The following is a 25,764-nucleotide window of genomic DNA, read 5'->3' as shown; positions in this document are numbered from 1 at the left end:
ACTCCTAACTATACAATGTTTTTGAAACAATAAACCCAACAATATATAAACTTGATATTGTTAACATTAACGGATGACTAAATAAAATTGCCATTCTCCCAAATAATCAAATTAACCAAGTATCAGAATTATATAAATACATAATAATATTTTTTGCTGATGTAAATTGATTAATAATAACAGTAATAAAACCAGTACCAAATATCGCAATTGCTGCCACCAATAAAACTAATTTAATCATTATTTATGTACTCTCCTATATCCTTGTTCTCTTGTTTTTGCTTGTTTTGCTAAACTTGATAATTGTTTTTTATTACGATTAATTTTAAATTGTTTACTCTCTTTAATATGTTTTTGCATACCTTGTTTAGTATCAGAAACACCGCGAACTGTTGAAGAAAATATTTGCGAAACACCATTATTAACTGTTGAACCTAAATTATTATATTGTGTTGATGTCCCATTAATTGCATAAATAGATAATTTAATAACCATAAAAAAGATTAAAAAATAAGCAATTGACGTATTTGTCATCGGTAACTTTGTATTTAAAATTATATCAAAAATAAACAAAAATATATCAAAAACAAAACTAAAAATCTACTAGCAAAAATAAAAATAGGTTCTTTAATTAACATTGATATTTTTAATTAATTCAGCAAACATTTTTAAATTAGATAAAGTTTTACCACTATGTCGTGAACCAATTTGATTAATTTCATTAACTAACTCATATTTCTTAGCAAAGGGATATTTATTAGCAATACTACTGTTTTGTAATAACCAATAAGGAATTTCTAACAAATAAGTAAAATGATTAAGCATTATTATTTTTCCTTATCATTATTTTTAATATCTCTAATATCAGTTTGTAAATTAACTATTATTGGTTGTTGATTATTTAAGTTTAATTCTTGTTCCAATTGTTTTTCTTGCAGTGAATATTTATAATTAAATGCTCGTTGTCAATATAATTTAGCACCATCAGGTGATTTCATAATAAAGTTAATTATTTCACTTTCAATTCTATCAACTTGTTTTTCAAGTAAAGGAACTATATTCTCGCTCGCATAAGTATCATATCTTCACTTGCGAGAAAGGTTGAATTCATTGGTTAAATCGTTCAAAGTATATGGTTTATTAGGTGATTTATTTTGCCAAAATTCATCTATTTTACGATAGAATGTTCGTAAACTTGCTGTTTTTGGATTAAATTCTTTCATTTTTACTCCTTTTTGCATATTAAAATTGCTATTATTTAAACAATATGATTAAATAAAAGAGTAATACCAAACTTATTAAGAACTAAAAACGTAGGAAAATGTATTAAAGAACTTAATATTATTTTTATTATGTTTATTTTACATCAAAATAAAAAAAGTAAATTACTTTACTTTTTATTTTAGTATACAATCATACAGAGATAAATTGGAGCTTGAATATACACTATACCAAAAGAAAAAAATGTAAAAAATGAATTAGATACTATTTGTAAAAAACGTCGCATTATTCTGGGAATTATGTATGGATTAATTTCTGCAGTTGGGTATTCTATTTGTCCCATTAATGCTATATATTATTCCAGAACAAGGACCATATGGTAATTTAGCAGCGCCAATTAATGCCACTTTTTATGTGACAGTTCAAGAAATAATGGCAACTTTTGTAATGTTTATTTTTATAAACCAAAAAAATTTTTATTAATTTTTTAAAATTACTTCGTCACAAAGAAACTTGACTAATTGTATTATATGGTTTTTTAGGTGGTCCGGTTGCAATGGTATTTTTTCAGTTATCAGTTTTATTAACAATTAATCATCAAGGTGGTACAGATGGAACTGCTCCAGGATTATTGTTAAATTTAAATGTTATTTTAGCGACAATTGGAAGTGCTATTTTCTTTCGTGCTCGTCAAAGTAAATATACTTGAACTGCTTTAGCAATTTCTACATGTTTAATTTTAGGAATGTCAATTCATTTTGCAATTGAAGAAGGAATAGCTTGATCATCGATTGGAGGGATGTGTTTAGCTTTAGTGACCGCTGACTTTTATGCAATGGAAGCATTAGGAATGTCCCATTTAATGAGTTCTTCAAAAATTAAATTTACAAATCATGAAACAGTATCAATTAAAACAAGTTCTTCAGCGATATTAATGTTATTATTAGGGACACCAATTGCTGCAGTTTTTTCTCATCAAAGTTTCTTAGATGGTTATAAAATTTTTGCTAATTTTCAATATTATGATTATGCATTAATTGTTCTTGCTGGAGGAATTATTATGGGTAGTTCTCGAATGCTATATTATGCATGTTTAGCAATGTCTGGCCCCACCTATACAACTTCAACCCTATTATTAATGTTTTTTTGAACCCCAATTTTTCAATATATTTTTATTGCAGTAAATGTTCCAAATAAAATTTCAGAACCAAAATGATATTATTGAGTATATGTTATTCCAATTGTCTTTTGTACTTTTATTATTTCTAGCAATGAATTTTTAGTTCATGCTAGTAAAGTTCGATGAAAGCGGGCCTTTCATGAATTATTTGGTAAGATTCCAAAACAAAATACAAAATAAGGTTAATAAAAAATAAAAATGTAAGGTATTTTACATTTTTATTTTGGAAATTATATGATTAAATATTAATAGCAAGCAAAGGAATGAACAATGGAAACAAATAGTCTTTTTTTACGTGCGGTCCAGTTAGCTGTGATTGCTTCATATGAATTGGTTGGTAAAAATGATAAAAATATGTTATACCAAAAAGCAGTTGATATTATTAATAAATTATTAACAAGTAATGATGTTAAAGCAAAAATTGCAATTGGCGAAGGTGAACTTGATGCAGCACCAATGTTATATCAAGGGCAAACTTTTTCTCATCAACAAGCAATTACGATTGATATTGCAGTTGACCCAATTGAAGGGACAATACCGGCTAGTAAAAATGAACCGGGTTCAATTTCATGTATTGCTGTTGCTAAAAATAATACAATGTTACAAATCTCAGAAATGTATATGGAAAAATTGTTTTTATCACAGGACTTAGCTGTAATAGTTGATTTTAATCAACCAATTGAAGCAATTTTATTGACTTTATTAAAAATTAAGCAAAATTTATCATGTATTCTTTTAAATAAACCACGTCATCAAAAAATAATAAAAACAATTTGTCAATTAGGCATTAAGGTTGAATTAATTAATGAAGAAGATGTATTAGGAGCAATTTATTTAGATATTGTTTTAATTCATCGCCCAAATTTAAATTTTTACAAAACTATCAAAGTCTATACCGAATTGCTACAATGCAAAGCGAAAAGGTTAATTAATGTTGTTGGTGTAAGTAATTTTGATAAGGATATGATTGAAATTTTGTTTGAAGAAACGGGTATTTATCCAAATTTAAACCAAATTGAATTTAATCCTTTTAACCAAAGATGAAATCGTGTACAATATTGTCAAAATAAAAACATTTTGGTACAAGCATATTCAACAAATGCTAATACAATGGAAAATCAAATTCTAGCTGCCGAAGCTAAAAAATATAATTGTACTGCTGCTCAATTAGTTTTAGCTTGAATCCAATATTTTAGTATTCAACCAATTGCTAAAGCAGAACTATTACGTCATATCCAAGAAAACAAGCAGAGTGAAAAAAATAGACTAACTAAAAAAACAATTCAAATCTTACAGAGTCTTAATATGTATGATAATATTTATCCCGAAACATTTGATAGGTTTTAATGAAAAATATTTTTATTTTTATAAAATAATAAAAAACAATAATATAAATTATTGTTTTTATTTATAAATTTAAGTATATTCTTTCTTAATGCAAAAAAAATGAAAGAATTTTTAAATAAATTATTAATTATTAGTGTTTTTTCGTTTCTTATTAAAAAGTTTGTTATTTTAAAGGATTTTAACATTTTTCCTTAGTTAAGGATTTAATTTTTGTCATTTTTTAAATTTTTGTCATCTGTATTTGTTTTATCTTTTTTTTAGGTCTTTTGCAGTATTTTGAGTTTGATCTGGTTTTTTACAAGCTGTTAAACTTGGTGCTGATATACTAAAAATTCCAATTGCACCTAAAATACTAAATAATCTTTTCATAGATTTAAAATGGGACCTCTTTTCTAAAAATAATAGTTTAATTAAAAATTAAACTATTAGTAATATCTTATAAAAAAATAATAAAATCAAAAGTAAATTTTGTTTTTATCAAATTATTTGTAAATTAAATTTATAATTTTAAAAATAATTTGATATTTTTTTTAAAATATTTTATTCTTAAATTTCTATGCTAAAATTCACAATGGTAATGAAAACTTAAAAAATGTTATAATATAAGTATAGGTAAATAGGTCCAAAATGGAGGTCTAGAAAATGGCAGAAAAAACAATGGCTGAGATTTTAGCTATAGCTAAAAGAGTTAAAACATCAATTGATTCTCCCCAAACTTTAAATAAAGAAGAACCTTTTGATTTTAAACATTTAACCCTTGAACAAAAGTTAAAATTAAGACAAGCGGCTAATAATCCAAAAGATCCAAATTATAAAATTTGACTACAATTAAATCACGAAAAACAAGCGTCTAATTGAATTAAAATTGATAAAAAGAAAATAAAAGATTTAACTGAAGATGATAATAATTAATAAAATTTTATTAAACTAAAAAATAGTTTCTAATAAGGTAATGTTATTATCAAGTTGGTTATTAGAGAGAACCTAATAGCCATAATCATCTTATTAGTATTAATATTTTGACATCCGTACCCCATGGATGTTTTTAATTAGAATTAAATGAATGTAATTTTTAATTTAGATAATATTTTGTTATAATGCTATAGTGCGATGTAATATTTTATTAACTTTAAATTATGAAAAAATATTTTTATACATATCAAAATTAATTTTATTTAAGGAGAAAGGTTATGAAAAAAATGAAGATATTACAATAATTATTATTTTAATAACTAGTGTAATAATTATCTTTTCTATGGGAGGATTATTTTGATGTGTTTTAAAAGGCGATAATGAAATTGACTATGCTAAACATAGTGATTGTTTACTATACCGTAATCATAGTAAAGAAAAAATAAATTTATCTAATTTAAATAATAACCAATTAGTAAAAGGAAAATTACAATCTTTTAATAGTAAATTTAAAAAAAGATATCGTTAACTGATGAAGATTTTGCATTTATTCATCGTTGTGAAAATAATATGACTTATCAAGCAAGCCAGATGTCAATTAACAATTTTAACAAAAAGAAAAAATTTAACCATTTTCAAACATTTGCTAATGTTGTGCATGGAGTAACAAATAATCAAGTTTATTATTATCAATTTGCGGAAATTGTTGCTGCTGTTGCTTCTGGTAAGCAAAAGTTATTTATTAATAATTTAATTACTTTTGCTAATTTATTCGTTAATATTTATGGTTTTCCAATTTTTCAAAAATTATGATATAGTATTGAATTTAATAATGATATTATTAAAAGTAATGGCAATAAACCCTTTAATACTTCATTAACAATCAATAATCGGAAGCATCAGATATTATTTTATTAGAAAAATCATTAGATGTAATTGAACAAGGAATTGAACAAGGACGTTTAACATTTGGAAATATTTTAAAATATATTAAAATAACAATGGCTTCTAAAATTTGGGAATGTTTTTACTTTAATTATTGTGGCTTGATGAATTCCATTTACGCCAATGTTGTCAGTTCAAATGTTATTTCAAAATTTAATTTATGATTTTTCACAATTTGCGGTTGTATTTGACCGTGTTGATGAAGATTTCTTATTACAACCACAGCACTGACGTACAAAAGGTATGTTATCATTTACCTTTGTTAACGGCCCAATTAGTAGTGTTTTTGATGTAATAACCTTTATTATTTTGGGGTATGGTTTTGGTGTCTTTAGTGCATATCATACTGATCCTATTTCGGCAAATGCCGCTTATCATGTTGCAATTTTTCAATCGGGTTGATTTATTGAAGGATTAATTACTCAAACCGTTGTTATGTTAATGTTTAGAACAAAACAAATTCCATTTATTCAATCAAAACCAACTTGACCAGTTAATGTTGCCACAGGAATTGTTGTATTATTAGGATTCTTAATTCCATATGCATTGAACAATGTCTTTCCAATGACAGCACAACCATTAGTATATATTCCAATCGTCATAGGAGTTATTGGAGCTTATTGTATCACTGCTCAATTATCAAAAGTTGGTTATATTAAAGTGACAAAAAATTGATTATAAAATAATTTTAAAAATAGTTAAAAGGAATGTTTATTTATGACAACCATTCCTTTTAATTATTATTTTAATGTTAAAATAATTATCAGATTTATGTTAAAATTTTGATTATTGAATAATATACTAAGTATTATTTAAATTTTCATAGTTTTAAAAAACAATAAAAATGAGTAAGAATTATGAGGTGAAGTTATGCAGAAAAAAACAGCACAAAAATATGGATTTTTTATGTGCTTTTGTATGGTTGTTGGAACAGTTGTTGGAACAGGAATCTTTTTTAAAAATGAAGGTGTATATGGATTAATTAATGGGAATGGAGTTCTAGGTTTAATTGCATGGATAATTGGTGGTATAATGGCTCTCTCATTTGGATTATCATTTATGGAAATTTCATCAGCAAAACAAGATTCAAATTCAGGTATTGCTTTGTATGCAAAGATGTTCGGGGGAAAATGGTTTGGTCGTGTAGTGAGAAACGCTATGAACCATATTTATATTCCGTTAACAACTTTTACTGTTGCGTATTATACAACAAAAGCTTCAATTTGAGCTTTTGGTGGTGGTTTGACCGCAGAAATTGTATTTAGTGAAAAAGTTGGAGGTTATGCTAATTATCAATTAATTTTAACGAGTTTTTCAATTATTTATACTGTTTTATTAATTTATATTTGTACTTATTTAGAAAAAACAGGAAAATATATTCAAATGACAACTGTTGTTTTAAAATTAATTCCATTAATTTTAATTGGTTTAATTGGAATGTTATTTTTTAATAATGACCCTAATGCATTAAGTAAGAGTGGTTTAGGTGATCCTGATAAATATAAATTAGTTGCAAATAAAACTGGATTTGAAATGATTTTAATGGCTTTGCCAGGGATTCTATTTTCATTTGATGGTTTTTTATCAACAACATATATTCAAAAGGATGTTAAAAAACCAGAGCGAAATATTCCATTAGCTTTAGTATTAGGTTTAGCATCAGTAACAATACTTTATTTACTTGTTTCAATTGGAACTTTAAATTTAGATGCTAAAGGAAGTGTTGCTGTTGCTGCGGGTAAAATTTTTAGTAATCCGGTTATTAATAAAATTTTTGAATGAATTATTTTCTTCTTTATTTTAATTAGTGCTTTTGGAACTTTAAATGGATATAGTTTTTCTTTAGTTAAACTAAGTCATTCATCAATTGAAGATAATTTTATTATTGGTGCAAAACTATGGAATAAAATTATGAAAAAATATAGTATTAATTTTGCAATTTTTTTAGCATCAGTTATGATTACATTAATATGAGGACTAATTATGGGTATTCCAATTATTTTTGCAAAAGAAACTTATAATTTTTACGATTTTATTAGTAATGCAGGTGTTGTGATGGCATTTCTGATGTATGGAACAATTATTGCTTTGGGAATATGAAATCGTTATCATCAACGGATTGCAACAATTAAAAATTGATATTTTCTTCCAGCTGCATTTATTAGTGCACTTTGTATTATTTCTATTATTGGATATAATATCTATTCATATTTTTTAAATGCTATTGTAATGCCAGAAAAAACTGGTCCCATTTTAGCAATTGCATTATTATTGCTAATTTTAGTTTTGCCATGATTTGGGATATGAATGAAAGATAATGATACAATTAATAAAAAGTTAACTATGACAATGTCATTTAATGATAAAAATTCTAGTAAGGATTTAAAAAGAAATTTAGTAGAAAATTCAGATACAAAAGAAAAGGATAAGACATAATTTATTAAATGCTAATGTTTTATTAATTTTTAACCTTGTTATAATAAAATAGTATTAATTTAAAAGTTATATTAAAAAGAGAAAGGATATTATTTCATGAAAAAAAATACTAGCTTTTTTTAGGAACAATTAGTATAACTCCCAATGTAATACCTTTAATAGGTGCTGTCAGTATGTATGATAAACCAACAAGTTTAGCGCAAACTAGTAGCAAAAGTAGCATAAATAAAATTACATATTATTATAATTTTTTTACCGAAACAACAATTTTATATGCTGTTTTTGAACCCTAATTTTGAGAACATATTAAAGTTAATTATAAGTATTAATAGCAAATTAGGTTTTAGTAATGTGTTGATAAATAGAATGTTTAAATCTGTTGAAATTGATTCAAATGTTAACGAAGAAAAATATCTTCTTGGGTTAACAGAACAAATATATGATAATTGAGAGACTATTAATTCTGTTTGAAATAATAGTGATAAGTTGTCTCCTATTAAAATAGAAGTTTCAATTGCAAAACGAATGAATTCAGATTGATTTGACTTCCATAACATATTTTATGTTTCAAACTATATTTCTGCTACAATACAATCTAATTAACCAGTTTTTATTGTTAGGTTATTAAAAATAAGAGTACTAAGAATTTTAATGTATTCTTATTTTTGCATTTTGTAATCGAAGTGCAACAAATCAACTCAGAAAGGAGTTGATTTTTTATTGAAAAGAAACATTATTTTATTTTGCGGCCCTTAGTAATTAAGTATGGTAAAGATAATGTTATTAATACTGTAAATAAAATAGTAATTAATAATGTAAAAGAAAATGAATAAATTATCCGCGTAATTTATTAGCGGTAATTTATTCAATATTGTTTATTTTGAGCGTAGCGAACACGCAGAGCGTGATGCTATATTTAAAAATTTTGAAAGGAGATATATTATGCCAACTTGATTAACGACAATATTTAGTGTTGTTATTATATTAGGGATTTTTGCTTGAATTTGTTTATCAATTTATCAAAAAATTAAACAAATTCGAGGAAAGAAAAAAGAAAAAAAAGAAATTGAAAGAAAGGACAATAAAAAATAATGTTAGGTATGTATTTAACAACGGCGGTTAATTTTTTAACAGCACATACACCTAAAACTATGACTGAGGGTATGACTGGTATTTGAACTGGTTTATCTAGTGCATTATGAAAATTTAAAGAAGGTATAACAAATATTTTGCCTGAGATAATGGTTTTTTTCGGTGATGCGTGAATTATTTTAATTCCGTTTGCAATTTTTGTGATTATTAAAGTATTAAAATTTTTCCGTGTTATGGTTAAAGGATTTTAGTATTTATTATTTATCATGTATTTTAACTGTGGCACACTAGTTTTTATATGTGATTTGATTAAATAATATCAACTTAAAACTTATGATTTTATATTTTAATAACTATTGTTAAAAATTAAATAGCATTTTTCAGTGTGCAAATTTTTATTATTTTATATATTTAACAATGTTCATTAACAGTGTTTATTAAGCATTAAATAAACAATATATTAGTATTATCTATAACATTGTTAATAATCATTGTTTATTACAATTAAAAAACATTATATAAACATTAAATATAACAATGTTTATTAAATAAATATTTAGTTAGGAGATGATAAAATTGAGTAATTTTGTTAAGAAAAATCAGAATATAGAAAATTATTTTATTAGTAAGGAATTTATCCCTTTTATAACAGATAAAGCAAGTTTTATTAATTTACCCAATCATAATCGCCATATTGGTTTTTGATTGAGTAATAAGTTTATTTATCCGAGTGAAAAACATTCGGATCAAGTAGCAATCGGTTTGATTTATGATAATTCTTATCCTATTACATTATACGCTTAAACAAGAGAATATACTGATAAAGGTATTAATGAAACTGATTTTATTAATACAATGTTTTTACGCAGTAGTTTTTTTGAAAATTGATCAAAAACAAATTATTTTATTAATCCAACTTTAAAAACATCAAAAAAATTATCGTTTAATGATAAATGGTATTTGGATTTTTTACAAGATAGTTATTCTACGGGAGTTGTTTATGATAAACCTGGTGGAACATTTTTAAATTATTATCAACAATGACATAGTTTAAAAAAAGTTGATATATGGTTGATAAATTTTATGATGTTAAAAAGGAGAATTTTTTGGATGATTTAACTGATTTTATTTATGCTTTTGCAGTAAAATATAAGATGTATGATGTATCTGAAAAAATTGTGGAGAATGTTGACCGTTATAAAGATAATCGTTATCCAAGAGTTAAGTTAAACCAAGATAATTGAAAATTAATTATTAATACCACCGGTCAAGGAAATAGTGGTAAAACTTATATTGGAATTTTTGGAAATAAACCTAATGTTAATATTACAAGTTGAAAAAGAATAGAAGGCGAAGGACTCTGACATTTATATCAATATAAAGCAATTTATCGTTGAGATGGAGTTGGTGAACCACAAATACCAACTATCAACAAGGATACTGGTGAAATTACTGATTGAAATAGTTATCAACGAAGTCGTGTAAAACAGTTTATTGATTTATCTTTATATGCTGTTTTACAAGAAAATGTCCGTGTTCAGCAAGGTGGTAGTGCGGATTATGAAAATCCGAATAAGGTTGGAACAAAGCGGATAATTTTTGATTTTGAGATAGTTGATGAATTGGATGTTAAAAATATTAAAAAAGCAATTTATCGGATGATTTTGACTGTTGATGAAGCAAATTTAATTATTTCTGGTAGTTTGGAATTAAATAATATTAATAATGATGATTTAAGTTTTAATTTTAGTTTTATGCTAACGGCAATGGGTGCATTTTTTAATTTTAATGGTTCAATTTATTCATCATTAAATAGTAAAGATTTAAAATATTATCAACAATTTAGCGGTCAGTTTGATCTATCTAAGTTTTTACAGTCGTTTTTTGCAAGTGCTTTGGTTCCAGTGTTTCAAAATCGTAGTTCGTTTATTGAAAATGGATATATTGATAATTTACAATATGATACTGTTTTAGTTAACTTTTTTGCGTTGAAATTACAAAATTTTAATAATATTTTATTAAGTGAAAATATTAAATATAAATTACAATTTGATAAATTATTAAATAGTATGTTTAAAATTTCACAGAAATTTTATACTAATTATTTACGCACGATTTTTGATTTAGAAAATAATACTTATGTTCAAGATTATAATAAAAAATATGGTTTATTAGTAAATAATGGTTTTAAAATTTATCCACGATATTTTTATTTTTCAGATAAATATAAGCAATTAGATATTAAATTATATTCTGTGTTTAAAAATCGGTTTTATACGATTAATAATTATGGTAGTGTTTTTAATTATGATTTTTCGGTTACAAATGAATATAATATTAAATTAAATTCTGGTTATGTTTTTGGCGGTAATTTACAAAATAAATATGGTTTGCAATATAAAAAAAATGAAGAACAAAAAATCGGTTATAATGTTTTTGAATTACAAGCACAAAAAGAGAATGATATGTATCGATATTATGATTTTAATTTTGGTATTTATAACTGACAAGAAATTAATAACGGTGGTTTGTTCCCCAATAAACAATGATGACAAGTGCAATATGTAACGCCACAGGGTTGATGATATTTTGGTGCTCATATTAAAAATGCTGTGATTTGAATTGTTAATACTATTCCGGGAGTTAAACAAGTTAATGAATTAGCGAGTGGTGTTGGTAAGGTTTTTGAGACAGTATATAGTTTTTTAGTCAAATATTTGAAGTGTGAAAATTTAATCCAGCATTGTATAGTACAATAACAAATATTTTTTATTAATTATTTTTATGAAATTTGTGCGATTAATATAAAAAAGGAACTGTTATTCAGTTCCTTTTTGTTCTTTTCAATCAGTAATTTCACCGATGTTTTTATCAATGGTAGGTATTTGTGGTTCATTATCACCATCTCAACGATAATATGAATTAACAATATATCATACTCCATTAATTATATGATAAGGTACTCCAACACTTCAAACTAATTTATCTTTAAAATTAAATTTTATAATAGAAAAATCATCAGTTCGTTCTTTTTTAACAATTGCAATATATCATTTATTATCTGGCAAAGTAGAACGAGTATTTAATTTTCAATTACTTTCAGTTGGTGGTTGTTGTGGATTATATGATGGTTCTGGTTTATTATCCCCCCGTTTTCATTGTTATTTGGTTTTTCACAACTAATTAATGTGGTTGTGCTTATTGTTGTTAATCCGATTACCACTAAAATGCTAAGTCATTTTTTCATATTTTACTCCTTCTTTATTAAAATTATTTAAATGCTATAGCTGTTCTTATCATATATCAATCATGTATTAAATAATTTTAATATTAAATTTATAAATTGATGAAAGGTATATAAATGTTATGTATAGTCATTTAATTTTTATGGATAAGGTTAAATTAAAACAATTTTTTTTATCAAAAATGTTTTTAAAAAAGAATGGTAAACAGAATATTTCTGTAATTGCTAAATTTTTGAATAGACATCGTAGTACTATTTTACGGTAAATTAAGAAGTTTAAAAATATTGATGAATATAGTGTTTATAAGTCAGATAAAATGTATTATAAGAAAAGAAAAAAGAATAATAAAAGATGTAAATTTACGGAAGAACAGATTAATTTTATGAAAATTAGACTTAATAAATATCGTGATTCTTCGAGAGAATTTATTTATCGTTATTTTTTAAAATTTGGGATTAAATTTCCCGTTTGTGTTAAAACATTGTATAAATTAATTTGTTTGGGTTTTTATGGTTTTTTAAAACAGAATTTGCGACATCGTGGTAAAAAATATAAAACAAAAGGGAAATTTGATAATCGTGGTAAATTAACTGATTTTAAGTCAATTTGAGATATTGAAAATAAAGTTTCTAATGTTGGATGATTTGAAATGGATACAGTAGTTGGTAAAGACCATTAATCTGCTGTTTTAGTTTTAGTAGAACAATCAAGTAAAAATTATTTTGCAATAAAATTAGAAAATCATACTGCTAATGAAGTTTTTGAAAAGTTTAAAGATATTGTTATAAATAATAATTTAATTGGAAAAATAAAAGTAATAATAACAGATAGAGGTAAAGAATTTACTAAGTGAAGAGAAATGAAAATATTTGCTGAAACACAAGTATATTTTTGTGATGCTGGTAAACCTCGTCAAAAACCTTTAATTGAATATATGAATAGTGAATTAAGACACTGATTTCCTAAGGGTACTGTTTTAATAATGTTAGTCAACAAAAAATAAATTGAGTATTTAATGTTATAAATGAAAAATTAAGGCCTATTTTGAATTGAAGAACAGCAAAAGATTTATTTTTAGAGAATTTTATATAAATTTATTTGTGTAAAATTTAATAAATGCTTTTTTAGTGTGCTTAAATATGGATAAAATAAAAGAAAAATTAAAATATTTTTAATTTTTTTAAATTTATGGTTGATTTTTGTAATTTTTATTATATTATTTAATTAATAAAAATTTGTTGCACTTAATTTTACATAATTCACTTTATTTGTTATTAATTATGTTTTATTTAAATTATTTTCGTTATAATTAACATAAGAATAAAATTATGAGAGGCTAAGGTGAAATTATTTAAAAAGGATAAAAAATATTATTGATTTAGGAATTTTATTACTTTAAGTCTTATTTGATTTATAAATTGTTAATGTATGTGTTAAAAGTCCTAAATTTATAATTTAGGTAAAAATATTTTTTAAGAAAGGGGTCCAGGAATGGCAAAAATAATAACTAAATTTAAGGGAAATAATAAAGAGTTTAAGGCAAGAAAAAAAGAAATTGGTTTTTTAAAAACTGATGAGATTAAACAAATTTCCCAGTTTTCTCAAAGCGAAATTTTAGAACATTTTGAACTTAAAAGTTTTGGTTTAACTTATGATGAAGCAGAAGAAATGGGTAAAAAATATGGTGATAATTCGCAAGAAAAAATGAAATTTCATTGATTTAAACATTTTTTAAAAGTATTGTTAAATCCTTTTAATATTGTTTTGGCTTTAATTGCGACCTATAATATAATTAGTTATTTTACTTTAGGTGGTGATAGTTTTGAAGTTATTGGAGTTATTATTATTGCTATTATGATTATTATTAGTACTACAATTGCATATGTTCAAGATATCCGCAGTTTTTTCGTGACAAAAAAACTAACAGATTTAGTTAGTAACACAATTACAGTAATTCGATTAGAAGATGATGAAAAAGTTTCTGAAGTATCAGTTAAAAATAATACTAGTTTAATTCGAGAAGCAAAAGAATTAGAAATTCATGAATTAGTACCAGGTGATTTAATTTATTTATCAAGTGGGGATATGGTTCCTGCTGATGTTCGAATATTATGAAGTAATGAACTTTTTATTAATCAATCCAGTTTAACCGGTGAGTCGTTACCTGTTGAAAAACATGCTAGTTATAATCGTCATAAAGCAAGTTTACTAGAGTTAGAAAATATTTGTTATACGGGAACAAGTGTTGTTTCAGGTAGTGCAATTGCAGTTGTTATTGGTGCGGGAACAGAAACATATTATGCGACAATTTCAAAAACATTGCAAGTTAAACCACCAGAAAATAGTTTTAATCGTGGAATTAAAAGAACGACCTGATTACTATTATCATTTATGTTTGTAATGGTTCCCATTGTTTTTATTATCAATGGAATTACAAAAAATGATTGGTTATCTGCTTTATTATTCGCTATTTCAGTTGCTGTTGGTTTAACTCCAGAAATGTTACCAATGATTGTGACTTCTAATCTTGCTCGTGGTGCTAGTCGAATGAGTAAAGCCAAAGTAGTTGTTAAAAAATTAGAAGCAATTCAAAATTTAGGGGCAATTGATGTTTTATGTACAGATAAAACAGGAACTTTAACAAATGATAAAATTGAATTGGTTGATTATCAGTTATTAGATAATAAAAAAGATGATCGTTTATTAACATATTTATATTTAAATAGTTATTTTCAAACGGGATTAAAAAATCCTTTAGATAAAGCAATTATTCATTATATTGATAATCATCATTTATCTAGTTTTAAGGATGATTATCAAAAAATTGATGAAATCCCCTTTGATTTTAATCGGCGTAAATTAACGGTTGTTGTTTCAGACAAAGACAAACATCATACTTTAATCTGTAAAGGGGCAATTGAAGAAATTATTAAAAATTGTACAAGAATTGAATATAAAGGAAAAGTTGAAAAGATAACAGAAGAACATTTACGAATGATTTCTGCAACAGCAGAACGAATGAATAGTGAAGGATTAAGAGTTATTGGATTAGCATATAACCATGGTCATTATGCCGATACTTATTATTCAACAAAAGATGAGAAAAATTTAATTTTTTATGGTTTTGTTTCTTTTCTTGATAAACCAAAACCTTCTGCAGCAAAAATGATTCAATTATTGCGAAAAAATGGAGTACAATTAAAAATTTTAACTGGTGATAATGAACAAGTAACAAGAGCAATTTGTGATCGAGTTCATTTCAAAATTCGTGGTGTTATAACTGGCGATTATATTGAAAAATTAAGTGAATTTGAACTCCGTGATGTTGTTGAACAAAATAATATTTTTGTTAAATTAAATCCATTACAAAAAGCAAAAATTATTACAGCTTTAAAACAAAATCAACATGTTGTTGGTTTTATGGGCGATGGAATTAATGATGCACCTGTTTTACGCCAAAGCGATGTTGCAATATCTGTTGATAATGCAACTGATATTGCAAAAGAAGCATCAGATATTATTTTATTAGAAAAGTCCTTATTAGTTATGGAAAAGGGAATTATTCAGGGGCGACAAATTTTTGGAAATATTTTAAAATATATTAAGATTACAATAGCTTCTAACTTTGGAAATGTTCTGAGTATTTTAATTGCTTCAGCATGATTACCATTTCAACCAATGATGCCAATTCAAATTCTATTTCAAAATTTATTATATGATATATCCCAATTGGCAGTAGCATTTGATAAGGTTGATGTAGACTTTTTATCAAAACCACAAACTTGAACAACAAAGGATATTTTACCGTTTGTTTTTGTTAATGGACCTGTTTCCTCAATTTTTGATATTTTAACTTTTGTTGTTATGGGTTATTATTTTGGGGTTCTTGCCAATCCACAACACATCACAACTGAACAAATTACTTTATTTCAAACAGGTTGATTTGTTGAAGGATTAGTGACCCAAACCTTAATTGTTCAAATGTATCGAACAAGAAAAATTCCATTCTTTCAATCAATGCCATCATGGCAATTATTGGTATCCAGCATTGCCGTCATTTTGATTGGAATGACCTTACCATTTACATCATTAGGGCCAAAACTAAGTTTAGTACCATTACCCGCAATGTATTTTGCTTTCTTTGCTGCATTAGTGATTGGATATTGTTTAATGAGTCAAGGAGTCAAAGATTTATATATTAAAATTTTTAAGCGATGATTATAGATTTACTTTTAGTAAATCTATTTTTAATGCAAAATAAAAAAACATCTTGCTTTTACAAGATGTTTAAAATTATTCTTTAAATAATTCAAATAATGTTTTAATCATTACTCCAGTTCCACGCCCATCTTTAGTATCCGCTGTTCCAGCGATATCTAAATGAATATATGGTTTTTTTTCTACAAATTCACATAAAAAGGCAGCAGCAGTTGAACTACCAGCAAAGCGTGAACTTTCAGCATTTGTTAGATCAGCAATTGGTGTTTTACGCATTACAGCACTATGTTCTTCTAAAATTGGCATTCTTCAAATTCCTTCATGAGCTTTAGAAGCTGCTTGTGCAAATTGTTCATATCATGCATCATTATTAGCAAAAACACCAGTTAATCATTTTCCTAAAGCTACTAGAATTGCACCAGTTAATGTTGAGGCTTCAATTAATTTATCCACATTTAATTTACGTATAGCATAAGTAATACCATCAGCTAGAACTAATCTTCCTTCAGCATCAGTATTATCAATTTGAACAGTTTTTCCGTTCATTGACGTAATAACTGATTCAGTTAAAGTTGCTTTTCCTCCAATTCGATTTTCTGTTAAACAAGACACCGCAGCAATATTTGTTTTAACTTGTGCTTTTGCTAAAGCTAATACTGTTGAGCAAACAATAGCTGCTCCTGACATATCAAATTTCATTCCAGTTAATGCTGTTGATGGCTTTAAGTTATATCCACCACTATCAAAGGTAATTCCCTTTCCTATTAAGCCAACTTTTTCTTTTTTACTACTATCACCTAGATATTCCAAGATAACAACTCGGGGTTCTAAATAGCTTCCCGCATTAACAGCTAAAAGTAAACCCATTTTTTCTTTTTCAATTTCTTTTTTATCTAAAACTGTTACTTTTAAATTTGGGATTCCTTTTGCCATTGTTGTAATTTTTTCAGCAAAAACTTCTGGATACATTAAATTTGGTGGTGTATCTTGTAACATACGAGCAAAATTAACAAATTCCATTTTAATTTGAATTTCTTTAAAAATAGTAGGTGCCTTGTCACATTTATGGATTAAATTAATTGTATAAACTGATTTTTCTTTTTTATATGTTTTTAAATTATAATTATCATTTAAAGCATATAGTGTTCCTTCTGCTAGTGCTTTAAAAATATGAGTATTTGCTTCAGCACCTTTTTTGAAAGTGTCAACATCAATATTTAAACTATATTTAATTGTTTTCATAAAATTTTGAATAAAATCTTCAGCATTTTTAAAAGTTAATGCTTTTTCGAAATAAGCATAAATTGTTTTTTCTTCTGAAATTAAAGTAGTTGCACCGTTTTCTTGGACAACTAATGGGTTGATTTCATCACCTTTAAAAATTGCTTTTAGTGTTAAATCTTGTTTTTTGTCATTTAATAATACCATTGTAAAATTCCTTCTTTCTATATAGATAATTATATACGTAATATTATAACATTATCTAGAATAACAATAAAAATATTTTGTTTTCCGTTATAATATAAAAAGGTAAATTTAGAAGAAAGAGGAGAAAAGAATGAAACGAAATGAAGCACCAGCACAATATAAATGAGATTTCAATCATTTATATTCCAATCATGAAGCATGGAAAAAAGATTTAGCAAAAATTGTAAAAAAATTAGAAGAAATTATCACCTTTAAAGGAAAATTAAATCAAATAGCTGTTTTTAAAAAATATATTTTTTTAGATGAAGAAATTGATTTAATTGCAAATAAAATGGGACAATATTTACATATGGGTGATATTGATACAACTGATTTATCATATCAAGAATTAGCAGGAACTTATTCAAATACTTTAAATCAAATTTTAAGTCAATTAGCTTTTGTTGCTCCCGAATTAAAAGCAATTGGTGAAAAAACAATTATGACATGAATTAAAGAAGATTCTGCATTAAGTGCATATGAATATAGTTATCGTAAGTTTTTTAAAAATGCAAAATATATTTTATCAGAACGTGATGAAGAAATTTTAGCTTTAGTAACACGGTCACGAAGTGTAGCTTATGAATTGTATGATTTATTAGCATATGCTGATAAAAAGTCAACTTTTATTTATTATCAAGGAACAAAAACAGAATTAACAAATAGTGTATATAGTGAAATTATGGAGAAATCTGATCCATTAGGTGAACAAGAATTTCGAATTAAAACATCACAATTGTTTTCTGAGCATTTAGTTGATAAAAAACATTCTTTTGCACGAATTTATGAGGGAATCATTCAACATAGTGTTGAATCTGTTCGCTTACGTGGTTATAAAAATACTTTACAAGCATCATTAAATAATGATGATGTATCTGAAGAAATTTATGCAAGTTTAATTAAATATGGTCGTGAAAATAGTCATTTATTTGTTCAATATAATGAGTTATTAAAAAAACATTTTAAATTTAAAAAGTTTTATCCAACTGATCGTAGTTTGAAGTTAGTTAAAAACATTGCATCATTAGATAAGAAATATAATGTTGAAGATGCAAAAAAAATGATACGTGAATCCCTACAACCATTAGGAAATGAATATTTAACCCAATTAGAGTTAGTTTGAAGTGATCATCGCATTGATTACTTTGAAGATACTAATAAACGTAGTGGTGCTTATTCATCTGGTGGTTCAGGAGTTGAACCAATTATTTTAATGAATTGAGATGATACAATTGGTTCAGTTAATACATTAGCACATGAAGCCGGTCATTCTGTTCACACATTATTAGCAGATTTAAATAATAAATATCCATTAAATAGTTATCCAATTATTTTAGCAGAAGTTGCTTCAACAGTTAATGAGCACTTATTATTTGATTATTTATATAAATATGCTGAAAGTAAAGAAAAAAAAATTTATTTATTACAAAATCGAATTGATGAAATTATGGCAACTTTCTTTCGCCAAATTCATTTTGCTGATTTTGAATGAGCTGCGCATAAAATGGTTGAAAATAATGAGCCATTAGATGCTGATAAATTAGCAAATCTTTTTGATCAAAAAGCTAATGAATTTGGTTATACTGTTTTTGATAAACATGAGTTACAACAAAAGACATATAGTTGACCACGAATTTTACATTTCTTTCATTCACCATATTATGTTTATAAATATGCAACTTGTATTGTTGCTTCATTTAAACTTTATAATGATGTCATTAATGGCAATCCAGAATATTTACTAAATTTTTTAAAACAAGGTGGTCGTAAAGAACCATTAGCAATTTTAAAAGATATCGGAATTGATTATACTGATGCTAATGTTTATAATGGCTTGATTACAAAATTAACAGAAATGATTAATAATCTTAATCAATTATTAAAATAGAATTATATTAGTTATATTATATAAAAAAATTTATTATATTAAAAATAAAAATAAAAAATATTTTGTCAAATTATTTTTAAAAATATTTGTTTAAATTACAAATAATTTGATAAAAATTAATTTTATTTTGTTTTTAATATTTTTTTATAAAATATTATCAATACTTTAAGTATTAATTTAATTATTAAGTTTTAGAAAAGGGAAAAATACTGAAAAATGAAAAAATTATTAAATATTTTAGGAATATGTGGATTAATTAGTACACCCTGAGGAAGTTTAACTGCTTGTAGCGGTAATAAAAAACTGCAATATTTAGAAGAAGCAATTCCTGAAACGACAAATCAAGAGCAAGAAGATAATATCAATAATGTTAAAATAACAATTCACCTATTAAATCATAAAATTAATATTTTAAATCAACAAATAAACATAAAAAAAATCAAAAAATTACAAAATAATATTTTGCAACTAAAAGCAAAAATTAAAGAACTTAAAAAAACATTGGAACAAGCTGAACTTAGAAATATCAAAGAAATTAATTTGTTAGATTTAAAAATTAAAGTTGGTGATATTGAAAAAGTAAAAGAATCAGAAATTAGACCATATTTACAAGCAGCAATTTTAACAGTAATAAGACAACAATTAAATGCGACAATAACAGAAAATGATTTTTCTTTTAATTTCAATGATTACTTTAATCAGAATCAACCGTGAACAATTAATTTAGCAAAGAAGGTTAATAATTATGTTATTAATATTGTAGGATATAATAATGCTAAGAATAGTATTAAGTTAGAAATTTTATTTCCAAAGACAGTATATAAAATTGTTGATTTTACAAGTTTTACAAAAATTAAAATTCCAAGTCCTGAAGATAGATTGCCAAAATATCCAAATGATTATTTTACAGCATGACTTTTAGAAGATAAAATTAGAACACAATTTTTAAAACAAATTCAAAAAATTGATCCTAATTTAAGTGAAAATGATTTTACGATTGTTTTTGAAGCTGAGCCTTATAAGAGTCGCATGTTTAATTTAAGAAAAGTTTTTATTAATGATGCTTCTAAGAATAAAACATTTGATATTACTATAATTTGGCACAAAAATGCTAAAGGTAAATTTACAACAACAATTAATTTAATAGATTTTTATATTATAGAATAATTGTATTAAAGAATTAATACAAATGGGTTTCCTGTTCCAACAGAAAATCATATAAAAGATAAATTAAAAACAAAATATCATGATTTAAATATTGATGATATTAATGTAACAAATATTACGCAATGAAATGCAATAATTACAGCAAAAGATAGTAGTCTTTATAATGGGGAGTTACCAATTAAGTATGCATGTAGTTGATGTAAAAAAATGGCGAGTTGTTAATTAAAGACTATTGCTAATAACTTTATTTTTAATGTAGTTATATATAAAATTTTTAAATAGCATAAAATTTTAAGTATTTGCTTATGACAATTAAGAAAATATTATGATATTATTAATTTATCTTTTTAAAAAAGTTAATTTAATATTCAATCCCTTTATGAGCAGGAACTTTTTGATAAAAATAATGTTTTGTTGCTTGAACATGACTAACTAAGTCAACAGCATTAATTAAATTAATTATTAGTAATATGATCGCCAGAAAAAGCCATTTCAATATTTGGAGATTTTTTTGAATAACTTCAATTAATTCTGCTTCAGAAATTAATTCATTATAAATACACTCCAATAATTCATCAACAATAATTAAGTCAACTGTTGCGTCTTGACTTAATTTTTTTAATTCATTAAAACCATTTTGCATTTCTTTCTGTAAAATTGCTTTTTCTTGATAATTCATTTCTCAAAAAAATTTTGTACTTGATGAATAATAATTGATTATTTGTAGATTTGGATTAGTTAAATTTTGAAAAAATGTAGAAACCACATACATTTTGTATTTTTGGTTTTTACAGTTTTGGAAAGTAAATTTTTTTAATTTTTTTAATTGAGGAGTTGAAATTATGCAAACAAAGCAATATTTTATTTTGCGGCCCCTAGTGAAAAAGTATGGTAAAGATAATGTTATTAATACTGTTAATAAGATTGCAAAAGATATTGAAATTAAAAAGTAAAAGAATAAATTATTCCGCGTAATTTATTAGCGGATAATTTATTCAGTAGTGTTTTTAATGGAGCGAAGCGACAACGAGCGGAGCGAGTTTGCAAATTTCAATTTTTTAGTTTTTAGAAAGGAGATGTATTATGCCAACTTGATTAACGACAATATTTAGTGTTGTTATTGTATTAGCAATTTTTCTTTATTTTGGTTTATTAATTTACCAAAAAATTCGTCAAATTCGAGGAAAGAAAAAAGATAAAAAAGAAATTGAAAGAAAGGAGAGTAATAAATAATGTTAGGTATGTATTTAACAACAGCGTTTAATTTTTTAACAGCACCTACACCTAAAACTATGACTGAGGGTATGACTGGGATTTGAACGGGTTTGACTAGTGCATTATGAAAAGTTAAAGAAGGTATAACAAATATTTTACCTGAGATAATGGTTTTCTTAGGTGAAGCGTGAATTATATTAATTCCATTTGCTATATTTTGTATTATTAAAATCTTAAACTTTTTCCGTGTTATGGTTAAAGGATTTTAGTATTTATTATAATCGATTATATCTTAGTTAAGGCACAATCTAGGTAGTTTTAGTGAAATAATTGTTTTAATTGGTGATACCATTCATGATAATCAAAAAATAGATGGTATCACATTTGTAAAAAATGAATTTATTAAATAGAAAAATGAACTTATTATATTTACTATTAAAGTTCTTAATAGTTATTTTCAGTGTGCCAATTTTTATTATTTTTATATTTAACAATGTTTATTAACAATGTTTATTAAACATTAAATAAACAATATATTAGCATTATATATAACATTGTTAATAATCAGTGTTTATTACAATTAAAAAACATTATATAAACATTATTTATAACATTGTTTATTAAACAAATATTTAGTTAGGAGACTATATTATGGATATGAAATTTAAAACAACTAAGGAATATAAAAAATTAAAAAAAGAATTTATTATTATGAATTTTGTTTTTGTTTCTATTTATTTTGCTATATTAATTATTTCTGGTCTTTGTATTGTTATTATAATTTGGTCTTTAAATGTATGAGATATTATAGGTATTTTAGGATATTTTTTCTGTTTAATTCTTTTTGTTGTACTTTTACCATTTGTAATTATGGAGCATATATCAGAAGTTAAGGAATTTAAAGTTACAGTATTTAAGAAGCAATTATTACCGTTAGAAAATATAGTTGGAAAATTAGGAGAAGGTAAAATGTTAAGAAGTGGAGATGATAAAATTGAGTAATTTTGTTAAGAAAAATCAGAATATAGAAAATTATTTTATTAGTAAGGAATTTATCCCTTTTAAGACAGATAAAGCAAGTTTTATTAATTTACCCAATCATAATCGCCATATTGGTTTTTGGTTGAGTAATAAGTTTATTTATTCGAGTGAAAAACATTTGGAACAAGTAGCAATCGGTTTGATTTATGATAATTCTTATCCTATTGTAAAATATGATGAAAATTTAAAGCGAAATATTTGAAAATATTTAACTGGAACCGAATTAATCAATTTATATAATCAATATAAACAAAATTATTTTACTAAAATGAAAAAAGCGTTATTTTTAAGTGAACCTAAAAAAGTAAAAGCAAATAATAACAATAATAATTTAACAAATTGAAGTGTTGAAAAAGAAGAACAATTAATTAATGATTTAGAAAGTTTAAATTAAATGAGTTTATATGATTATTGAGTTCAATTTGTTAGTTATATTATTGGTTCAAATGCCCCTGAGTTTTTATATGTTATATCGTTTGTGTTATTTATTGTTTTGTTTTTTGGAATGTTTTTTAAACTTATTCAAAAAATGTGGAGTTTTTAAAAATGCAAAATGATTGACAAGAATTCAAAGAGTTTTTTATTTATATTTTTTTGTTTATAGATAAGGCGAATGTTGAAAGTATTACAATGTGGAATTTAACGCAAAATGAATATTTAACTTTGATGGTTGGTGTTTGAATTGTGATTTTGTTTTTAACTTGGTTTTTCTTGTGAATGGTTTTTAAAATAGTTGGGTATTTTAAATAATGAAAAAGTTTATATTTTTCTTTAAAAACTATTGTTATATTAGTGGTTCAATGCTTTTGTTTAGTTTAATTGATTTATTACTTTGGTTAATTTCTTTGTATTGTGTTGGTTTAGTATTTTGAATATTATTTGCTTTGCAGTGTTTTTATTTTGTGTGATGATTGTGAAAAAATATTTTTTATCAGTTAAATGCTTTTCGGTTAGTAAATTTTGTTTGAGATAATCCGTTATCGGTAATTATTGGTAAGTTAGGAACTGGTAAAACATTACTTTTAACTTATTTGTCGCAAACTATGAAATTATTGACAGATGAAATTTATAGTAATTATCCGTTAGAAGATGATAAAGTTAAAGTTTTAACATTTAAAAATTTAGATTTTACCGATAGAACAAAACCGGTTCCCCCAGATGATAGTGTTATTTTATTTGATGAAAGTTATTTATATATTGACGGAACTAGTCCTCACGATGAGAAAAAAGTTCATAGTGGTAAAATACCGTGAATTGTTTTAGCGAGACATTTTGGACATCGTGCGTTGTTTACTGCTCAGCGTGAGGGTATGATTTGAAATAATATTCGCCAGTTAGCAAGTGGAATTGTTATTCCAATTTCATTGAAAAAACCCGTTGCTAAAAAAGGATTTAATTTTTTTAATCGTTTCTTTATTATGCGAATTGGGATTTTCCAAGATATAACGGATTATGAAATTTGAAAAACAAAATCAGTAGAACGAACAGCAGAAGGTAAAAGAGCAAAACATAAGTCGGATGTTGGGTTAGGAATTCGGTTTTTTAAAATAATAATTCCCCTTGAATTTGCTAATAAGTATGATAGTGAATGGTTAAAGTTTGTACGTGATTTAAAGAATGATGAAATTGTTAATGAAAAATTTTATTATTGATCGGAAATCACAAAATTAAGCGTTAAAGAACGATTGGAGTTATTTGATATTGATATTTTGAAAAAGAATTTAAAACCTAGAAAAGAGAAAGGAAATGGTAAAGATGATTAATTTATTAGTTGTTGAAAATAATAATAGTAATTGAGACAAGATTTTTAGTTTTGTTTTTGATATATTTTTGTTTATTTTTGATGTAATTTGAAATACAAAATTACCGATGACAAATACGTCAATTGCTTATTTCTTAATCTTTTTTATGGTTATTAAGTTATCGATTTATGCAATTCATGGCACATCAACACAATATAATAATTTAGGTTCAACAGTTAATAATGGTGTTTCGCAAGTATATTCGTCAACTGTACGAAAAGGTATTAATGTTGGTAAAAATGTTTATCAAAATAGTAATAAGCAGCAAGTTAAAAAAGAACTTAAACGACAAAGTATTAGATATCAAGCAAAAAATATTAGAAGTACTAAATTTAAAGGAGATAAAAAGTAATGATTAAATTAGTTTTATTGGTGGCGGCGATTGCGATATTTGGAACTGGTTTTATTACTGTTATTATTAATCAATTTACATCGGCAAAAAATATTATTATGGATTTATATAATTCTGATACTTGGTTGATTTGATTATTTGGTAGAATGGCAGTTTTGTTTAGTCATCCGTTAATGTTAACGATATCAAGTTTATATATTGTTGGGTTTATTGTTTCAAAAACATTGTATAGTTAG

31 protein-coding genes and 3 pseudogenes are annotated in these 25,764 nt (G+C 24.8%); 25 read left to right on the top strand and 9 right to left on the bottom strand.

The window, feature by feature from the left end:
- Positions 1-4 precede the first annotated feature (4 nt).
- The 4 genes from SDAV_RS09675 to SDAV_RS09660 are packed head-to-tail and all read right to left on the bottom strand — an operon-like array spanning position 5 to position 1,223.
- A complete protein-coding gene (locus tag SDAV_RS09675; protein ID WP_114565418.1) occupies positions 5-241 on the bottom strand; it encodes a hypothetical protein in 237 nt (78 codons plus the stop codon).
- A complete protein-coding gene (locus SDAV_RS09670) occupies positions 241-600 on the bottom strand; it encodes a hypothetical protein (RefSeq protein ID WP_114565417.1) in 360 nt (119 codons plus the stop codon). Before SDAV_RS09670 ends, SDAV_RS09675 begins: the two co-directional genes overlap by 1 nt.
- 27 nt (positions 601-627) lie before the next feature.
- Complete coding sequence (locus tag SDAV_RS09665) at positions 628-825, bottom strand: hypothetical protein (protein ID WP_114565416.1); 198 nt, start codon at positions 823-825, stop codon at positions 628-630.
- 2 nt (positions 826-827) lie between these two features.
- Positions 828-1,223 (bottom strand): hypothetical protein, encoded by a 396-nt coding sequence (locus tag SDAV_RS09660; RefSeq protein ID WP_114565415.1) that lies wholly within the window; start codon positions 1,221-1,223, stop codon positions 828-830.
- A gap of 343 nt (positions 1,224-1,566) precedes the next feature.
- Between SDAV_RS09660 and SDAV_RS13635 the strand changes: the two genes are divergently transcribed.
- From SDAV_RS13635 to SDAV_RS13630, 3 genes are all read left to right on the top strand, one after another.
- On the top strand, positions 1,567-1,704 hold the full coding sequence (locus tag SDAV_RS13635; protein ID WP_245938396.1) for a hypothetical protein: 138 nt from the start codon (positions 1,567-1,569) through the stop codon (positions 1,702-1,704).
- Positions 1,705-1,777: 73 nt separating this feature from the next.
- On the top strand, positions 1,778-2,581 hold the full coding sequence (locus SDAV_RS09655) for a hypothetical protein (protein ID WP_245938395.1): 804 nt from the start codon (positions 1,778-1,780) through the stop codon (positions 2,579-2,581).
- A 90-nt stretch (positions 2,582-2,671) separates the two neighbouring features.
- A complete protein-coding gene (locus SDAV_RS13630) occupies positions 2,672-3,748 on the top strand; it encodes an aldo/keto reductase (protein ID WP_114565414.1) in 1,077 nt (358 codons plus the stop codon).
- Positions 3,749-3,994: 246 nt separating this feature from the next.
- Here the strand turns inward: SDAV_RS13630 and SDAV_RS12270 are convergent, their stop codons facing one another.
- Positions 3,995-4,117, bottom strand: a complete 123-nt coding sequence (locus tag SDAV_RS12270) for a lipoprotein (RefSeq protein ID WP_186823376.1) — start codon at positions 4,115-4,117, stop codon at positions 3,995-3,997.
- Positions 4,118-4,390: 273 nt separating this feature from the next.
- Between SDAV_RS12270 and SDAV_RS09645 the strand changes: the two genes are divergently transcribed.
- From SDAV_RS09645 to SDAV_RS09605, 10 genes and pseudogenes are all read left to right on the top strand, one after another.
- Positions 4,391-4,660 carry a hypothetical protein gene (locus tag SDAV_RS09645; protein ID WP_114565413.1) on the top strand — a complete coding sequence of 90 codons (270 nt, stop codon included), beginning with the start codon at positions 4,391-4,393 and terminating at the stop codon, positions 4,658-4,660.
- Positions 4,661-4,853: 193 nt separating this feature from the next.
- The gene (locus tag SDAV_RS13625) at positions 4,854-5,189 is read left to right on the top strand and encodes a hypothetical protein (RefSeq protein ID WP_245938394.1); all 336 of its coding nucleotides are present in this window, start codon (positions 4,854-4,856) and stop codon (positions 5,187-5,189) included.
- Positions 5,190-5,230: 41 nt separating this feature from the next.
- Entirely contained in the window at positions 5,231-5,578 is a 348-nt protein-coding gene (locus tag SDAV_RS13620; RefSeq protein WP_245938393.1) for a hypothetical protein, read from the top strand.
- Positions 5,579-5,743: 165 nt separating this feature from the next.
- Positions 5,744-6,286, top strand: a complete 543-nt coding sequence (locus tag SDAV_RS09635) for a cation transporting ATPase C-terminal domain-containing protein (RefSeq protein ID WP_245938392.1) — start codon at positions 5,744-5,746, stop codon at positions 6,284-6,286.
- A gap of 189 nt (positions 6,287-6,475) precedes the next feature.
- Positions 6,476-8,041 carry an APC family permease gene (locus SDAV_RS09630; protein WP_114565412.1) on the top strand — a complete coding sequence of 522 codons (1,566 nt, stop codon included), beginning with the start codon at positions 6,476-6,478 and terminating at the stop codon, positions 8,039-8,041.
- A gap of 366 nt (positions 8,042-8,407) precedes the next feature.
- Complete coding sequence (locus SDAV_RS09625; protein ID WP_114565411.1) at positions 8,408-8,644, top strand: hypothetical protein; 237 nt, start codon at positions 8,408-8,410, stop codon at positions 8,642-8,644.
- A 339-nt stretch (positions 8,645-8,983) separates the two neighbouring features.
- Positions 8,984-9,133, top strand: a complete 150-nt coding sequence (locus tag SDAV_RS09620; RefSeq protein WP_114565410.1) for a hypothetical protein — start codon at positions 8,984-8,986, stop codon at positions 9,131-9,133.
- A complete protein-coding gene (locus tag SDAV_RS09615; protein ID WP_114565409.1) occupies positions 9,133-9,384 on the top strand; it encodes a hypothetical protein in 252 nt (83 codons plus the stop codon). Before SDAV_RS09620 ends, SDAV_RS09615 begins: the two co-directional genes overlap by 1 nt.
- Positions 9,385-9,700: 316 nt before the next feature.
- Positions 9,701-9,931: pseudogene (locus SDAV_RS09610) on the top strand (DUF3627 domain-containing protein); the annotation flags it as partial.
- A pseudogene (locus SDAV_RS09605) lies at positions 9,927-11,941 on the top strand (spiroplasma phage ORF1-like family protein); the annotation flags it as partial. The pseudogenes SDAV_RS09610 and SDAV_RS09605, both read left to right, overlap by 5 nt.
- Positions 11,942-11,952: 11 nt before the next feature.
- Here the strand turns inward: SDAV_RS09605 and SDAV_RS09600 are convergent.
- Both SDAV_RS09600 and SDAV_RS12265 read right to left on the bottom strand, forming a co-directional pair.
- On the bottom strand, positions 11,953-12,201 hold the full coding sequence (locus SDAV_RS09600; protein ID WP_114565408.1) for a DUF3688 family protein: 249 nt from the start codon (positions 12,199-12,201) through the stop codon (positions 11,953-11,955).
- A gap of 14 nt (positions 12,202-12,215) precedes the next feature.
- Positions 12,216-12,380 carry a lipoprotein gene (locus SDAV_RS12265; protein ID WP_186823375.1) on the bottom strand — a complete coding sequence of 55 codons (165 nt, stop codon included), beginning with the start codon at positions 12,378-12,380 and terminating at the stop codon, positions 12,216-12,218.
- A gap of 119 nt (positions 12,381-12,499) precedes the next feature.
- Between SDAV_RS12265 and SDAV_RS09595 the strand changes: the two are divergent.
- Together SDAV_RS09595 and mgtA are read left to right on the top strand one after the other, a co-directional pair.
- Positions 12,500-13,470: pseudogene (locus tag SDAV_RS09595) on the top strand (IS30 family transposase).
- A 399-nt stretch (positions 13,471-13,869) separates the two neighbouring features.
- Positions 13,870-16,602: a magnesium-translocating P-type ATPase gene (gene mgtA / locus SDAV_RS09590; protein WP_114565407.1), complete on the top strand. Its 2,733-nt coding sequence runs from the start codon at positions 13,870-13,872 to the stop codon at positions 16,600-16,602.
- Positions 16,603-16,671: 69 nt separating this feature from the next.
- Here mgtA and SDAV_RS09585 read toward each other — a convergent pair whose 3' ends face one another.
- Complete coding sequence (locus tag SDAV_RS09585; protein WP_114565406.1) at positions 16,672-18,024, bottom strand: M17 family metallopeptidase; 1,353 nt, start codon at positions 18,022-18,024, stop codon at positions 16,672-16,674.
- A gap of 130 nt (positions 18,025-18,154) precedes the next feature.
- Here SDAV_RS09585 and pepF point away from each other — a divergent pair, with 130 nt between their 5' ends.
- The gene (pepF, locus tag SDAV_RS09580; protein WP_114565405.1) at positions 18,155-19,951 is read left to right on the top strand and encodes an oligoendopeptidase F; all 1,797 of its coding nucleotides are present in this window, start codon (positions 18,155-18,157) and stop codon (positions 19,949-19,951) included.
- 216 nt (positions 19,952-20,167) lie between these two features.
- On the top strand, positions 20,168-21,118 hold the full coding sequence (locus SDAV_RS09575) for a hypothetical protein (RefSeq protein WP_114565404.1): 951 nt from the start codon (positions 20,168-20,170) through the stop codon (positions 21,116-21,118).
- Between the two features lie 361 nt (positions 21,119-21,479).
- Here the strand turns inward: SDAV_RS09575 and SDAV_RS09565 are convergent, their stop codons facing one another.
- Positions 21,480-21,935, bottom strand: a complete 456-nt coding sequence (locus tag SDAV_RS09565; RefSeq protein ID WP_408641557.1) for a cob(I)yrinic acid a,c-diamide adenosyltransferase — start codon at positions 21,933-21,935, stop codon at positions 21,480-21,482.
- 266 nt (positions 21,936-22,201) lie between these two features.
- Here SDAV_RS09565 and SDAV_RS09560 point away from each other — a divergent pair, with 266 nt between their 5' ends.
- The 8 genes from SDAV_RS09560 to SDAV_RS09520 all read left to right on the top strand — a co-directional run bounded on the left by SDAV_RS09560 (position 22,202) and on the right by SDAV_RS09520 (position 25,764).
- Complete coding sequence (locus tag SDAV_RS09560; protein ID WP_015979229.1) at positions 22,202-22,351, top strand: hypothetical protein; 150 nt, start codon at positions 22,202-22,204, stop codon at positions 22,349-22,351.
- Positions 22,351-22,602, top strand: a complete 252-nt coding sequence (locus SDAV_RS09555; RefSeq protein WP_071937632.1) for a hypothetical protein — start codon at positions 22,351-22,353, stop codon at positions 22,600-22,602. The genes SDAV_RS09560 and SDAV_RS09555 overlap by 1 nt, the downstream gene beginning before the upstream one ends.
- 382 nt (positions 22,603-22,984) lie before the next feature.
- Positions 22,985-23,335, top strand: a complete 351-nt coding sequence (locus SDAV_RS09550; RefSeq protein WP_114565402.1) for a hypothetical protein — start codon at positions 22,985-22,987, stop codon at positions 23,333-23,335.
- Positions 23,319-23,768: a DUF3627 domain-containing protein gene (locus SDAV_RS09545; RefSeq protein ID WP_114565401.1), complete on the top strand. Its 450-nt coding sequence runs from the start codon at positions 23,319-23,321 to the stop codon at positions 23,766-23,768. Before SDAV_RS09550 ends, SDAV_RS09545 begins: the two co-directional genes overlap by 17 nt.
- A 152-nt stretch (positions 23,769-23,920) precedes the next feature.
- The gene (locus SDAV_RS09535; RefSeq protein WP_114564286.1) at positions 23,921-24,124 is read left to right on the top strand and encodes a DUF2649 domain-containing protein; all 204 of its coding nucleotides are present in this window, start codon (positions 23,921-23,923) and stop codon (positions 24,122-24,124) included.
- The gene (locus SDAV_RS09530; protein WP_114565399.1) at positions 24,124-25,137 is read left to right on the top strand and encodes a hypothetical protein; all 1,014 of its coding nucleotides are present in this window, start codon (positions 24,124-24,126) and stop codon (positions 25,135-25,137) included. Before SDAV_RS09535 ends, SDAV_RS09530 begins: the two co-directional genes overlap by 1 nt.
- A complete protein-coding gene (locus SDAV_RS09525; RefSeq protein WP_114565398.1) occupies positions 25,130-25,528 on the top strand; it encodes a hypothetical protein in 399 nt (132 codons plus the stop codon). Before SDAV_RS09530 ends, SDAV_RS09525 begins: the two co-directional genes overlap by 8 nt.
- Positions 25,528-25,764, top strand: coding sequence for a hypothetical protein (locus SDAV_RS09520; RefSeq protein WP_015967964.1), 237 nt, complete (start codon positions 25,528-25,530; stop codon positions 25,762-25,764). The genes SDAV_RS09525 and SDAV_RS09520 overlap by 1 nt, the downstream gene beginning before the upstream one ends.

The organism is Spiroplasma phoeniceum P40, assembly GCF_003339775.1.
Classification (GTDB): Bacteria; Bacillota_I; Bacilli_A; order Mycoplasmatales; family Mycoplasmataceae; genus Spiroplasma; species Spiroplasma phoeniceum.
This window is presented reverse-complemented; position numbering and strand designations above follow the sequence as displayed.